Origin of the sequence: Bradyrhizobium sp. HKCCYLRH2047, assembly GCF_051168175.1 — a bacterium.
Classification (GTDB): Bacteria; Pseudomonadota; Alphaproteobacteria; order Rhizobiales; family Xanthobacteraceae; genus Bradyrhizobium.
In genome coordinates this window covers 58,985-72,210 of the sequence record NZ_JBNPUM010000005.1, presented here as the reverse complement: position 1 = coordinate 72,210, position 13,226 = coordinate 58,985, and the positions used below count along the sequence as shown (strand labels likewise).

Here is a 13,226-nt window from a genome sequence, read left to right as displayed (position 1 = left end):
CGCGATCTCAACTTGCATGCATTGGGCTGAGATCGTGATCAGGGAAAACAGTCCGTAGGGTGGGCAAAGCGGCCGCCGTCAGGCGGCAGCGTGCCCACCGTCGCGCGTCGCGTCGTGCCGTCAGATGGTGGGCACGGCGCCATCTGATGGCTCGCATGCGGCAAGACCTTGCACGCGCCTTTGCCCGCCCTACGCAGCACAACGGCTCGACAATTCGGATCAAGCTTGTCTACCATGAACCTGGGTAATCCCTGCACAGCTTGAGCGATGAATGCTGTCTCTCGTCAAAGAACTCATGGCGTTCCTTGTGAGCACGGTCGAACAGCAGGGCCTCGCGGTGAGAGGGACCGTCGTGGAAGGCAGACGGACGCGCCGCCTCATCATCGAACTTTGCCGTGGCCCCGAGATCAGGCTCGAGGCGGAGTTCGGCTTTCACATCCAAAAGCGCGGCGCGCTGCACGTGACGTGGACGACGTGGTTTCGCTGGCCGAAGCCTGAGGAGATGCTTCGCGACCTCCGGCCGCCGTCGCCCTATGATGGTCCCGACGTGCCCGAGATCCGCAAGGCGCGAACCCAGCTGTATGCGATCGCTGGGCTCCGGCCCGTAAATGATCACAAATCCAATCATGTATATTTTTTTCCTCCGGAGGCTGACGCCATCCGTTGTCATCTCGTAGACGTCGTCGATACCCTGCTGCAAAAGGTCTTGCCGGACTTTCAGCCATACTGCGACGTCGACATATTCAGCCGGGCGGCAATGGAGCCCATGGCGAAATCCCGGCTTGAAATGATGCAGATCAATGTCGCAGCAATCCTGGCTGCAGCTGGCAAGCGCCGCGAATTTGAAGCTTGGCGCGAGGCCTGCAGAAACGGCTTTGTCGGACCGGGTCGGCGAAACGCGACAGGAACCCAGGCCTCTGCCGTCGCATATCAGGAGAAATACATGCTGGCGCTGGAAAGCCGTCTGCTTGTCTCGGACTAACGCGAGATCGCCGCCGGGAATTCATCCGGCGGCTGCCCCGCCTCACGACGCCGCGCGCTGCGCCTCGCCATAGACGCGGGCCAGCAGGGTGCGCGCGGTGTCAGTCGGCTGCAGCGCGGCGACGGTGACCGACGGCTCCGTGCGCGTATCGCGCTTGCCGTGCGAGGTGTGGCGCATCACGCTGGAGAGGCGGCGGGCGATGGCATGGGCGGAGCGGAGGTCGGTCTCGGCGAAGACGACCACGACGGAGCCGTTGTCCTCGTGGGTGCCGAAATCCATCCGCCGCATCAGGCGGCTGATGATGCGGGCGCCGTCATATTGCGCGCGCGGGTTGACAGGGTCGAAGGCGAACCGAGCTACCGCGAGGCTGCCGCCGCTCTTCTGCGTCTGGCTGACCGCGGTGGCGAAGTCGCGCGCGAAGGCGTTGCGGGTGAGCAGGCCGGTCTGCGGGTCGAGCATGCCGCCGGCTTCGATGGCGCGCAGCGTGCGGTTGAGGCGGGCTTCGAAGGCGTGCAGGCGGATCAACGGCAGCGCGCTGGCCGCGATGTGCGCGGGAGCGCCGGCGATGATCTCGAGATTGGCGAGTTCCTGCAGCGGCGCCGGCTGGTTGGCAGTGACGACAACGGCAAGGTTGCGGAAGCGGGTGTCCTCGGCGAGCACCGCGAGGAACGCGTCGACCACGCGCGGCGAAAACCCTTCGCCGAGCACGATGCCGTCGATGTCGCGGCTCGACAGATGCTTGGCGGCGGCTTCGATGCTCAGCGCGCCGACGACCGCCATGCGTTCGCCGAGCGCGACCGACAGGCCGGGCAGGGAGCTGCCGCGGCCGAGCAGCAGCACGGTCGCGTCATCCAGGGGATCTGTTTCCGGCAGGGTGGCGCCGGGTGCCTTCTTCTCATCGAGACGGCGCAGCACGGTGGTGTGCAGCGTGCGGACACGCAGCGCCGCGCGCAGCCGCGCCAGCAGCCGCTCGTGATTGTCGCTGCCATGCAAGGGAATGGCGTGGTCGGGCAGGACAGCGCCACCGGGCGCGATGGCGATCAGCGGCACGTAGGGCTTGCGCGCACCGACATGACGCGAGACCGCCGCCAGCTCGGTTGCATCAGCATCCTCGACGACGGCGACGACCGCGGCCGGCTGAACCCGGGACATCGTGCTGATCGCATCAGCCCAGCGCGTCTCGACGGAGGGGAGAATTTGCGCCACCGCGAGGGCCGCACTCAGCGAAGGCCGCGTGGACGAGGAGACGATGAGAAGCGGGCCTTGTGGGGACATCCAGGAAACTCAGGATACGCTGGGCGATACGTCGCGATCCTAGGTCCCTCCCGTTAACGCAGCGTCAACACTGTTCTAAACTTGACGGTTCCGTAGTGGTCCGGACGGCAGGATCAGCCGCCCGGGCCGGCGCGGTCGCGGAAGGCCTCGACCATCAGCGGATTGAGTCCGAGCTCGGCGAGCGCTTCCCGCGCGCGCGCATTGTCCATCGCGCGGCCCGCGAGGCGGTGACCGCTGAGACGGTCGGGCAGAGCGGTCAGCAGCGCGCCCTGGCCGAGCCGCCGCGACCATTCGTGCAGGTCCTGCGCAAGGAAGCGGTAGCCGCCGACGGCCATCACGCCGGCCGGCGGCGCCGTGATCGAGATCGTGTCCTGGGCACGGTCGAGGCGCACCGCATACTCGGTGTCGACGTAGTCGCGCGGCGCTGCCGGCATCAGCGAGTCGCTCGGCGGCGGCGGAGGGGCGTAGGCGGCGAGCACGACCATCGGCCCCCGCAGCCCGAGCGTGCCCTTCGGCGTCACCAGGATCTCGCCGGCGATCGACGAGCCCGGCTGTTCGCGCGGCGCGCCCTGGCGGCCCGGTTTGACCGGGCCGGGACTGCCATCGGCCGCGGTGCGGCGCACGGCGAACAATCCGGCTTCGCCGAACAGATAGACGTCGGTCATCTCGATGTCGCGCGTCTTCCAAGATGCGCTCGACGCCACCTGCTCGGGCGCGCGCCACATGCCGAGCACGTAACGCAGGTTCGGCAGCCGCGAGGCGAGGTCGCCCTCGTCGAGACGCAAGGCGAGTTGGGCCGGCGCGATCAGCGTATCGCAGGCGAGCTCCGCGAGCTGCTGTTCCAGCACGTCGGCGTCGAACGGGTGATGCAGCGCAAGGGTGCCGCCGGACAACAGCCATGTCACGACCGAAGCGGCAAGGCCGGCGAATGACGACGGCAGGAAGGCCGACATCATGTTCACGCCCTGCGGCAGATCGCTCTCGAGCGAGACGGCGAGCCCCCCGGCGATCAGGCTCAAATGGGTGCGCGGGACGGCGCGGAAGCCGTCGGCGGTCACGTCGAACGAGACGATCGCGGCCTTGCGGCCGTCCGGCATCAGCCCGCGCGTCGAGCGCGAAGGTTTCGCGATCGACTGGTCGAGCGAATACATCCCCTCGGGCAGGTCGGAGCCGAAGCCGCAGACGTGGCGGATCGAGAACGCCTCCGCCGCCGCATTCATCGCGAGATCGGAGTGAATCACGCCGTCGATCTTCGACATCGTGACGATGGCGCGCGCGCTGGTGCGGTTCAGCGCCGCCACGAGCTCCGACTGACGCCACAGCAGTGGGAACACGGCGACGACGAGGCCGGCGCGATGCGCGGCCAACACCGTCAGCACGAACTCGATCGTGTTGGGCAGCTGGACCGCGATCACCGAATGGGCGGGCAGGCCGGCGTCGATGAAATGCGCCGCCAGCGCCGAGATCACGCGATCGGCTTCGGCATAGGTCAGGCGCATCGGCGGCCGCCCGGTGACGCGCTGCTTGTTGATGGGATCGACCAGCGCGACCGCATCCGGCTTGCGCGCCAGGATGCGTTGAAACAACGCGTCGAGCGTCGGCGACGTATTGGCCTGATTCACCTGTTGCCCCGTACTTTCACGGACCCGGCCACGACCAATTGCCCCGATTGGTCACTTCCGTGCCGGCTCCGGCCGCTGCCACCAGCTCTCCGGGAGCGCTCCCGTCAAAGCCGTCCTCTTTGGCCGTTCTATACGATTCCACCGCGCGATCCATTCCTCGGCGGCATTGAGCACTGGAATAGCGTAGAACCCCGCCATAAGAGTACGGTCCAATGCGCGAACCGTCGAGATAAATTCCGGCCTGTCGCGGGCGCGCAACAGCGCCGCGATCATGGCGTCGATCGCCGGGTCCCTGGCCCCCATGTAGTTGCGGGTTCCGGTGCGGTCGGCGGCCTCGCTGCCCCAGTAGAACGCCTGCTCGTTGCCGGGGGACAGCGACTGGTCCCAGCGGTTCTGGATCATGTCGAACTCGAAGCTCAGGCGGCGCTGGTCGAACTGCACGGGATCGACCACCCTGATCGAGGCATTGATGCCGGCCCGCTTGAGACTGCCGGCGTAAGCCAGTGCGATGCGCTCCTGATCGCGCGTCGTGACCAGGATCTCGAAGGCGAGGGGGGCCCGCGTGGTCCGATGCCGCAATACCGTCCCGTCGAGGCCATATCCGGCCTCGTTAAGCAGATCGAGCGCCGCCTTCAGCGTTGCGCGGTCGCGGCCGGATCCGTCGGTGATCGGCAACCGGTAGCTGCCGTCCATGATGTCGGCGGGGATCTGCGTGGCGTAGGGCTTCAACAGCTCAAGCTCGGCCGCGTCGGCCGGACGTCCATAGGCGGACAGCTCCGAGCCGGCGAAATAGCCGCCGCTGCGGCGGTACAGTCCGAAGAAGTAGTTGCGGTTGATCCATTCGAAATCGAACAGCAGCGTCAGCGCACGGCGCACCTTCACGTCGGCGAACACCGGCCGCCGCGTGTTGAACACCAGGAACTGCGAGGGCTGCGGCATCCCCGAGGTGAAGCTGTCGCGGATGACCTCGCCATTGCGTGCGGCCGGGAAGTCATAGCCGTCGTGCCAGCGCAGCGGCTCGGTCTCGACGCGGAAGTCGTACAGCCCGCGCTTGAAGGCTTCGAACTGTCCGTTGGACTCGCGGTAGTAGTCGAGCCTGACCTCGTCGAAGTTCCACAATCCGCGGTTGACCGGCAGGTCGCGTCCCCAATAGTCCGGATTGCGGGTGAGGGTGACACTGGATCCCGGCTGCACCGCGGTGACCCGATATGGGCCTGACCCGAGCGGCGCGGTCATCGTCGTGTCCTCGAAGCTCGGCACGTCCGTCGCGTGCTTCGCCAGAATCGGCATCAGGCCGAGGATCAGCGGCAGCTCGCGGTCTTCCGTTCCACCGAAATCGAACCGGATGGTCAGCGGGTCGAGCACGTCGGCCCTGGCCACCTTGCCGTAGAACTGCCGGTGGTTGGGGCGGCCGTGATCGCGCAGCAGCTCAAAGGAGAACGCCACGTCCTCGGCGAGCACGGGGCTGCCGTCGGAGAAGCGGGCACGCGGGTCGAGCCGGAAGGTGACATAGGTCCTGTTCTCGTCGGTCTCGACGGATTTCGCGAGCAGGCCATACAGCGTGAACGGCTCGTCGTTGCCGCGGGTGAGCAGGCTCTCGACCACATAGCTGCGGATTTGCTGCACCGCGAGACCGCGGACGATGAACGGATTCAGGCTATCGAAGGTGCCGAGCAGTCCCCAGACCAGACGGCCGCCCTTGGGCGCGTCGGGATTCGCATAGGGCATGTGGTCGAAGTCGGCCGGCAAGGCCGGGAGACCGTGCATGGCGATCGCCGCAGTCTCTGCCGCGTTCGCCGTGGGGGTGTAGACCGCGGGCAACAATGCCAGGACCACGGCGACCCATCCCGCGGCCGCGCTGAACATGCGCTGCAGCATCAGGATCGGGGCGCAAGCATTTGATTCGGAACAGGTCACAAGGGGCTTTTACCACAGGCTCGCCAGCGCTAGACCGCGGCTTCGACATGGTCTCGCGGCATTGATTCTTCCGCGCACCGCGTTAAGAAGGCGGGCGATTGAGTTAGGGCGGCAACGCCTGTCACTTAACCGCCTCATTTCCTGAGGAGACAGCCGCTTCAACGGCTTGGTGTGGCGCCTTTGGCGGTCTCGGGCGCTGCCGTTCAGAAAGGGTTTTCCGCAATGAATTTCCGTGACTTGGCCTCGTCGGTTGGGCCGCGTGGGCGGCTTGTCGCGCTGCTCGCGGTCACCGCGCTGGCCGTTTCCTTCGCTCCTTCGGTTGCGCAGGCTCAAGCGCCGAAGGCGAAGGCTCCGGCTGCCGCTCCCAAGGCTCCCGCGCCGGCGGCCCAGGCCCCTGCCATTCCTCCCGCCGGCGGCCAGCCTCAGGCCCAGGCTCAGCAGGAGATGCCGCAGCTGATCTACGCGCCGTGGACCAAGTTCTGCCTGAAGGGGCAGGATGCCAACGCCAAGCAGGTCTGCTTCATCGGCAAGGACGGCCGCATCGAATCCGGTCAGCCTGTGGTTGCAGCCGTCATCATCGAGCCCGAAGGCGAGCCGAAGAAGATCCTGCGTGTGACCTTGCCGCTCGGCATGCAGCTCCAGCCCGGAACCCGCATCGTCATCGACAACAACCAGTTCATGGAAGGAAAGTACGTCATCTGCTTCCAGAACGGCTGCATGTCGGACTACGAAGCGACGCCCGAATTCGTGAACAGCCTCAAGAAGGGCCAGACCCTCTACGTCCAGGCGATCAACTCGAACGGCACCGCGCTGACGCTGCCGCTGCCGCTGCAGGAAGGCAACAGCAGCTTCGCCAAGGCCTATGATGGTCCGCCGACCGACCCGAAGCAGTTCGAAGAGACCCAGAAGAAGCTGCAGGAAGAGCTGCAGAAGCGCGCCGAGGAGCAGCGCAAGAAGCTCGAGCAGACCCAGCCAGGCCAGCCGCAGGCGAAGCAGTAACGCTGGCCGGGCCCGTCCCGCATCATCAAAAGGCGCTCCATTCGGGGCGCCTTTTTCATTCTGCGAGCTGATGCGAGGGGGAACTTGCGAGCCGGGACCGAACGATGAGGGGCTTGCGCCGACGGCGCTCAGGCGAAGCTCTCTGGTCGAGCAGGTCAGTTCATCAGCGGATTGCGCGGACGATAGCCGCCCGATTTGTCCTTGATGAAGATCTCCGCAACCTGGGAATGGCGGATCGGCTCGCCGGACTCGTCGGGAACCAGGTTCTGCTCGGAAACATAGGCGACGTATTCGGATTCAGCGTTCTCGGCCAGCAGGTGATAGAATGGCTGGTCCTTATGCGGACGGACCTCCTCGGGAATCGACAGCCACCATTCCTCGGTGTTGTTGAACTCCGGATCGATGTCGAAAATCACGCCCCGGAACGAGAACACCCGATGCCGGACGATCTGGCCGATCTGAAACTTGGCAGTTCGTGCTTTGATCATCCCAGTCGAATAGACCAGGACGGGGAGCGATGCTAGTGCCCCGCGGGCGGATTTAATCTAGACCAATCCGAGTCGCGTCAAGCCGCGACGCCCCCGCATTCCAGGCCCTTCCCAGGCTCCCTCAGGGGGCCATCTTCCGAGCCCATGTTCGACATTCTCAATCTGGCCCTGCCTTATTTCGGCGTCGTTTTCATAGGCTTCGCCTGCGGTAAGTGGAGGAGGCTGCCCGAAGCCGGGCTCGCCTGGATGAACTTCTTCCTGCTCTACGTCTCGCTGCCCGCCTTGATGTTCAACCTCATCGCGCGGACGCCGTTCACCGAGCTGAGCAACCCTCCCTTCCTGGTTGCAACGACGCTCGCCACCATGCTCACCTTCGCCCTGGCGCTCGTGCTCGGCAAGGCCATCGGGCGGCTGTCGCTCCGCGAGGCGACCATGGCCGGGCTCGCGGGTGGCTACGGCAATATCGGCTATATGGGGCCTGGGCTGGCGCTGGCCGTGCTCGGGACCAAGGCGGCGGCGCCGACCGCGCTGATCTTCTGCTGCGACAGCATCTTCCTGTTCTCGATCGTGCCGCTGCTCGTCGAGCTGACCGAGCGCGATCATGCCTCGGTGGTGCACGCGATGCGCACCGTGCTGCGCCAGATCCTGCAGAACCCGCTGATCATGGCCACCGCCGCCGGCATCCTGGCGGCCGCGTTCCAGTTGCATCCGCCGACCGTTCTCGACCGCACCCTGCAGTTCCTGCAGAACGCCGCTGCGCCGACGGCGCTGTTCGCGCTCGGCGTGACCGTGGCGTTGCGCCCGTTCGAGCGGCTGCCCTGGGAGGTGCCGGTCCTGACCGTGGTGAAGCTCGTCGTTCACCCGCTGCTGTCGTTCGGGCTGATGCTGCTGTTCGGGCCGTTCGCGCAGCCCTGGGCGGCGACCGCGGTGCTGATGGCGGCGCTGCCGCCGGCGCTCAATGTGTTCGTGATCGCGCGCCAGCACGACAGCTGGATCGAGCCGGCCTCATCGGCGGTGCTGATCGGCACCTTCGCCTCGGTGATCACCCTGACCAGCGTGATGTGGCTGATCCAGACTGGCCGGCTGGCGTTTCCCTGACGGTGCTCAACCGGCCCTGCGCGTGGCTCTCCATGACGGCGCCAGGCCCTCGCGCATCGCGAGCCGTCGCAGCGGACCGATGCCGCTCATGAGGTGCATGCCGACGGCGCGCAGCGACTGCATCGGCAGCAGATCGCTGAGCAGCGAGCGGTTGGCGACGTCGATGGCGAAGGTGCGGCTCAGGATATCGGCGCGGCGCGCCGCACCATAGCGCGCGAGCACCTGCGGCGCACCGATATCCTCGCCGGCCGCATTGGCCTTGCGCACGACATCTGCGATGTCGATGCCGTCGCGCAGGCCGAGGTTCAGTCCCTGCGCACCGATCGGCGGCACCACATGCGCGGCCTCGCCGACCAGGGCGATCCGGTTTTGCGCGTAGCTCAAGGGCCGCTCGATCGCGAGCGGAAACACATGGCGGCCCGGCTCGACGCGCACCCGGCCGAAGATCGAGTGCGACTGCCGCTCGGCCGCGGCGGACAGGGCGTCGTCGTCGAGCGCGAACAGCCGGTCGGCCTCCTTCGGGGCCGCGACCCAGACAACGCTGCAGCGGTCGCCCGGCAGCGGCACGAACACGCAGGGTCCCTGCGGCGTGTGGAATTCCGTCGACACGTTGTGATGCGGCCGTGCATGGGTGATGTTGAAGGTCAGCGCCGACTGCTGCAGCGTGCGCCGGCTCACGCCGATGCCGGCGGCCTCGCGGCACAGCGAATGCCGGCCATCGGCGCCGACCACGAGCCGCGCCGTCAGCACGCGGCCCGATGCGCTGGTGACGGTCACCGCATCGGCATCGCTGCGCACGCTGTCCGCATCCTCGGCGATCCGCACCAGGCCGTCGATCTCGCCGGCGCGTTGTTCCAGCGCGTCGACCAGGACGGCATTGGCGATGTTGTAGCCGAACATTTCGAGACCGATCTCGTCGGCGACGAAGCGGACCTCCGGGGCTCGGATCAGCCGGCCGGTATCGTCGACAAGCCGCATCGCCTTGAGACCGGCGGCGCGGTCACGGCACGCCGACCAGACACCGATCTCGTCGAGAAAGTCGACCGAGCCGCCGAGCAGGGCGGTGGTGCGGTTGTCGGCATACGGCGCCTGGCGGGCCACGAGCGCCGTTCGCGCCCCGGTCTGCGACAGGGCAATGGCGGCGGCGAGCCCGGCGGGTCCGCCGCCGACGACGATGACATCAAAGCTGGCGTCTGTGTTGCTCATCCGGGAACATTTGACGTTCCGGCAGGGCTTTTTCAAGGGTATTGCGTGAGCCTGCGCGGCGCATCGCCGCAACGGCGGATATGCAATCGGCTCCGATTCCTGATAGCACTGGCGCCGCATGGATCAGTTGAGACCAGAGAGCAGGGTCGCCGCAACGCCGGCGCATCGCGTCGCGGCGTTCTCGGTGCACGTCTTCACCGCGCTCGGTGCGGGCGTCGCGCTGCTGGCGATGCTCGAGGCCGTGCGCGAGCATTGGACTGCGATGTTCTGGTGGCTCGGCGCCGCGCTCGTCATCGACGGCATCGACGGGCCTCTGGCGCGCCGGCTCGACGTCGTCCATGTGCAGCCGGACTGGTCGGGCGACGTGCTCGATCTGGTGGTGGATTTCACGACCTATGTGTTCGTGCCGGCCTACGCCATCACCGCCAGCGGCATGCTGCTGCCGCTCGCCGCGCCGGTCATCGGCGTCGGCATCGCCGTCACCGGCGCGCTGTATTTCGCCGATCGCCGCATGAAGAGCGACGACAATCATTTTCGCGGGTTTCCGGGACTCTGGAACATTGCGGCATTCTATCTGTTCCTGCTGCATCCCTCGCCATCGTTGGCGACCCTCGGTCTCGCGGTCCTGATCGCGCTGACCTTCGTCCCATTCCATGTCATCCACCCGGTGCGCGTCGAGCGGCTGCGCTGGCTGACGCTGCCGCTGGTCGCGCTCTGGGGCGTCCTGGTCATCGACGTGCTGGGAAACAACTTCGCCGTGGGCTCGATCGTGACGACCTTGTTGTGCGCGATCGCCCTCTACATCGTCGCGAGCGACTCCGCGATCCGCCTGCTGAGATCCTTGAAAGCATGATCGACCTTCTGACCAGTCCCGAAGCGTGGGCCGCGCTGCTCACTCTGACCGCCCTCGAGATCGTTCTCGGCATCGACAACGTCATATTCCTGTCGGTGATCACCTCGCGCATCCCGCAGCCGCAGGCGACACGCGCCCGCCAGATCGGGCTGGCGTTGGCCCTGATCTTCCGCATCCTGCTGCTCAGCGTGCTGGTCTGGCTGATCGGGCTGACGCAGCCGGTGTTCACGATCGGCGGCGTGGGCTTCTCCTGGCGCGACATCATCCTGATCGCCGGCGGCCTGTTCCTGATCGCCAAGGCCACGCACGAGATCCATGCCGAGGTCGAGGCGCGCGAGGAGGAGGAGGGGTCGCAGGGCGGCGGCGCCAACAAGTTCTTCTGGGTGATCCTGCAGATCATCGTCATCGATCTCGTGTTCTCGCTGGACTCGATCATTACCGCGATCGGCATGGCCCAGGATCTCGAGATCATGATCGCCGCCGTCATCATCGCCATGGTCATCATGTACGTGTCCTCGGGACCGGTGGCGCGTTTCGTGGCGAACCATCCGACCACCAAGATGCTGGCGCTCGCCTTCCTGGTGCTGATCGGCGTCGCGCTGGTCGCCGACGGCTTCAAGTTCCACATCCCGCGCGGCTACATCTACTTCGCGATCGTCTTTGCGCTGGCGGTCGAGGCCTTCAACGTGATGGCGTCGCGCAACCGCAGGAAGCGCAACGCCTGACCGGTGCCGAGTTGACAAGGCCGCCGTGATCGCCTTCGCTTTTGCCGCCGGCAGCGCCGGGTGCGCGGCCGGAGGTCGGCTCCTTCAACGGAGCCGGATGTCCGATGAGAATCAGGTAAGTGTCGAAGGTTCTTTCGCCGGATTCCCGGACGCGGCGATGGAGAGTCCGAAGGGGAGATGGCGGGATGGTCAAGGCGGTGCGCGTGCACAAGGTGGGAGGCCCCGAGGCGCTGGTCTATGAGCCGGTCGATCTCGCCGCGCCCGGCCCCGGCGAGGTCCGCATCCGCCAGCACGCGATCGGCCTCAACTTCATTGACGTGTACTATCGCACCGGACTGTACAAGGCGCCCGGCCTGCCGTTCATCGCCGGCAACGAGGCGGCAGGCGAGGTGATCGCCGTGGGGCCCGGCGTCACGCATTTCCATCCCGGCGACCGCGTCGCGTATTATGAGAACCTCGGCGGCTATGCCACCGAGCGCAACATCGCCTGGCAGCGCCTGGTCAAGCTGCCCGACCATATCACCTATGAGCAGGGCGCGGTGCTGATGCTCAAGGGGCTGACGGTCTGGTATCTGCTGCACAAGACCTTCAAGGTCGAGCCGCACCATCGCGTGCTGATCCACGCCGCCGCCGGCGGCATCGGCCTGCTGGCCTGCCAGTGGGCGCGCGCGCTCGGCGCGCACGTCATCGGCACCGTCGGCTCCAAGGCGAAGGCGGATCTCGCGCTGGCCAATGGCTGCGACCACGTCATCCTCTACAACGAGGAGGACTTCGTCGCGCGGGTCAAGCAGATCAGCCGCGGCGAATTGTGCGACGTGGTCTATGACGGCGTCGGCAAGTCGACCTTCCCCGGCTCGTTGTCCTGCCTGAAGCAGCGCGGCCTGTTCGTCAGCTTCGGCAACGCCTCGGGTCCGGTGCCGCCGTTCTCGATCGCCGAACTCAACAGTCATGGCTCTCTGTTCGCGACCCGGCCGAAGCTCAACGACTATATCGGCAAGCGGTCCGAACTGCTGGAGGGCGCCGATACGCTGTTCTCGGCGGTGATCAGCGGCAAGCTGCACGTGCCGATCAATCACGCCTATGCGCTGAAGGATGCGGGTCGGGCGCATGCCGACCTCGAAAGCCGCGCCACGACCGGGGCCTCGATCCTCAAGCCTTAACAGCCGGCCTTAACAGCCGCGCGACCGAGCCCTGTCGCTACACCTCGCCCCGGATCGAAGCGTCGCCGGCTGCCGCGCGACTCCAGAGCACCGCATCGGTCTGCGCTGCCGTCGACGCCTCGATCCGAGCCGGCGCGAGGCTGTCTTGCCCGTCCCGCCAGGCGCGCTCGCGCTCGGGGTCGTCGAGCGCCAGAACGAGACCCTGGTTGAGCTCATACAGGCCAGAGGCGAGCCCCGCAGCGACGAGCGCCGCCCTGAGCGAATCCTGCACCAGCGCGCGCAGCGCGAGGTGTGGTGCCGAGACCGGCACGTCGACCTCGCGGCCGGCCATGGCCTGTGCGCAGGCGCGCCGGTCGAACGAGGCATGCCCGCGGCAGGCGAGCGGACGCGCGGGATGGATGATGCAGCCGCCGCGTACGAGGAATGGGCAGGGCTGACGCAACTTCATCCGCGCGGTGTCGCTCAATCCGTGCGTCGCGCGGTTGGCGAGCTTGATCCGGCGCGACAGCGAGCCGAGCGCCTTAGCCGGCATGCGCTGGTCGATCTGCCGGACATAGCGCGCGAGCAAGAAGATCTCCGGTGCCGTCGCGGTCACGCGCAATGCGCAACAGGAGGGGCAGCCCTTGGCGCAGGCGAGGGCGGGCAGATGCGCCGTCTGGGCATCGATATTGGCTTCGAACAGATCGAAAGCGCGGTCGGCGAGCGTCTCAGCGCAGTTCTGCGATGCCCTGCACGCTGCCAGCAGCGAGCTGAACGCCCGCTTCAGTTCGGTGAAAGCCGCATCGCTCAATGCTGTCCTCCAAAGACCCGACGATCAAAACGCCGGACGGTCAAAACGCCAGCGACCGCGGCGCACCCGGCGCACCGCGGTCGACAGGGGCAGGGCAGAGAGGACGCTCAC

12 protein-coding genes are annotated in these 13,226 nt (G+C 66.7%); 6 read left to right on the top strand and 6 right to left on the bottom strand.

The annotated features are described in order from the left end of the window. The first annotated feature begins 271 nt into the window (after positions 1-271). A complete protein-coding gene (locus ACQR1D_RS13530; RefSeq protein WP_434839533.1) occupies positions 272-982 on the top strand; it encodes a hypothetical protein in 711 nt (236 codons plus the stop codon). 42 nt (positions 983-1,024) lie between these two features. Here ACQR1D_RS13530 and ACQR1D_RS13525 read toward each other — a convergent pair whose 3' ends face one another. From ACQR1D_RS13525 to ACQR1D_RS13515, 3 genes are all read right to left on the bottom strand, one after another. Further along, the gene (locus ACQR1D_RS13525) at positions 1,025-2,257 is read right to left on the bottom strand and encodes a GGDEF domain-containing protein (RefSeq protein WP_434839534.1); all 1,233 of its coding nucleotides are present in this window, start codon (positions 2,255-2,257) and stop codon (positions 1,025-1,027) included. A gap of 113 nt (positions 2,258-2,370) precedes the next feature. Further along, positions 2,371-3,879 carry an AMP-binding protein gene (locus ACQR1D_RS13520; RefSeq protein WP_434839535.1) on the bottom strand — a complete coding sequence of 503 codons (1,509 nt, stop codon included), beginning with the start codon at positions 3,877-3,879 and terminating at the stop codon, positions 2,371-2,373. Positions 3,880-3,930: 51 nt separating this feature from the next. Further along, positions 3,931-5,757 carry an extracellular solute-binding protein gene (locus tag ACQR1D_RS13515; RefSeq protein WP_434839536.1) on the bottom strand — a complete coding sequence of 609 codons (1,827 nt, stop codon included), beginning with the start codon at positions 5,755-5,757 and terminating at the stop codon, positions 3,931-3,933. A 261-nt stretch (positions 5,758-6,018) separates the two neighbouring features. Between ACQR1D_RS13515 and ACQR1D_RS13510 the strand changes: the two genes are divergently transcribed. Next, positions 6,019-6,795, top strand: coding sequence for an invasion associated locus B family protein (locus tag ACQR1D_RS13510; RefSeq protein WP_315800022.1), 777 nt, complete (start codon positions 6,019-6,021; stop codon positions 6,793-6,795). Between the two features lie 155 nt (positions 6,796-6,950). Here ACQR1D_RS13510 and hspQ read toward each other — a convergent pair whose 3' ends face one another. After that, positions 6,951-7,283, bottom strand: a complete 333-nt coding sequence (gene hspQ, locus ACQR1D_RS13505; protein ID WP_315711998.1) for a heat shock protein HspQ — start codon at positions 7,281-7,283, stop codon at positions 6,951-6,953. Between the two features lie 144 nt (positions 7,284-7,427). On the opposite strand from hspQ, the gene ACQR1D_RS13500 reads away from it, so the two are divergent. Further along, entirely contained in the window at positions 7,428-8,381 is a 954-nt protein-coding gene (locus tag ACQR1D_RS13500) for an AEC family transporter (protein WP_315800021.1), read from the top strand. A gap of 6 nt (positions 8,382-8,387) precedes the next feature. Here the strand turns inward: ACQR1D_RS13500 and ACQR1D_RS13495 are convergent, their stop codons facing one another. After that, positions 8,388-9,587, bottom strand: a complete 1,200-nt coding sequence (locus ACQR1D_RS13495) for a UbiH/UbiF family hydroxylase (protein ID WP_315800020.1) — start codon at positions 9,585-9,587, stop codon at positions 8,388-8,390. Between the two features lie 118 nt (positions 9,588-9,705). Here ACQR1D_RS13495 and pcsA point away from each other — a divergent pair, with 118 nt between their 5' ends. The 3 genes from pcsA (at position 9,706) to ACQR1D_RS13480 (ending at position 12,325) form a co-directional block, all read left to right on the top strand. Further along, complete coding sequence (gene pcsA, locus ACQR1D_RS13490) at positions 9,706-10,440, top strand: phosphatidylcholine synthase (protein WP_434839537.1); 735 nt, start codon at positions 9,706-9,708, stop codon at positions 10,438-10,440. Next, positions 10,437-11,165, top strand: a complete 729-nt coding sequence (locus ACQR1D_RS13485) for a TerC family protein (RefSeq protein ID WP_315800018.1) — start codon at positions 10,437-10,439, stop codon at positions 11,163-11,165. The genes pcsA and ACQR1D_RS13485 overlap by 4 nt, the downstream gene beginning before the upstream one ends. Before the next feature lie 185 nt (positions 11,166-11,350). Next, positions 11,351-12,325, top strand: a complete 975-nt coding sequence (locus ACQR1D_RS13480; RefSeq protein ID WP_315800017.1) for a quinone oxidoreductase family protein — start codon at positions 11,351-11,353, stop codon at positions 12,323-12,325. A 37-nt stretch (positions 12,326-12,362) separates the two neighbouring features. Here ACQR1D_RS13480 and ACQR1D_RS13475 read toward each other — a convergent pair whose 3' ends face one another. Beyond that, the gene (locus ACQR1D_RS13475) at positions 12,363-13,115 is read right to left on the bottom strand and encodes a YkgJ family cysteine cluster protein (protein WP_434839538.1); all 753 of its coding nucleotides are present in this window, start codon (positions 13,113-13,115) and stop codon (positions 12,363-12,365) included. Positions 13,116-13,226: the final 111 nt, after the last annotated feature.

Coding starts and splice junctions, on each gene's coding strand:
- ACQR1D_RS13495 (WP_315800020.1), bottom strand. CDS start 9,587: ATGAGCAACACAGACGCCAGCTTTGATGTCATCGTCGTCGGCGGCGGA.
- pcsA (WP_434839537.1), top strand. CDS start 9,706: ATGGATCAGTTGAGACCAGAGAGCAGGGTCGCCGCAACGCCGGCGCAT.
- ACQR1D_RS13530 (WP_434839533.1), top strand. CDS start 272: ATGCTGTCTCTCGTCAAAGAACTCATGGCGTTCCTTGTGAGCACGGTC.
- hspQ (WP_315711998.1), bottom strand. CDS start 7,283: ATGATCAAAGCACGAACTGCCAAGTTTCAGATCGGCCAGATCGTCCGG.
- ACQR1D_RS13515 (WP_434839536.1), bottom strand. CDS start 5,757: ATGCTGCAGCGCATGTTCAGCGCGGCCGCGGGATGGGTCGCCGTGGTC.
- ACQR1D_RS13480 (WP_315800017.1), top strand. CDS start 11,351: ATGGTCAAGGCGGTGCGCGTGCACAAGGTGGGAGGCCCCGAGGCGCTG.
- ACQR1D_RS13485 (WP_315800018.1), top strand. CDS start 10,437: ATGATCGACCTTCTGACCAGTCCCGAAGCGTGGGCCGCGCTGCTCACT.
- ACQR1D_RS13525 (WP_434839534.1), bottom strand. CDS start 2,257: ATGTCCCCACAAGGCCCGCTTCTCATCGTCTCCTCGTCCACGCGGCCT.
- ACQR1D_RS13510 (WP_315800022.1), top strand. CDS start 6,019: ATGAATTTCCGTGACTTGGCCTCGTCGGTTGGGCCGCGTGGGCGGCTT.
- ACQR1D_RS13500 (WP_315800021.1), top strand. CDS start 7,428: ATGTTCGACATTCTCAATCTGGCCCTGCCTTATTTCGGCGTCGTTTTC.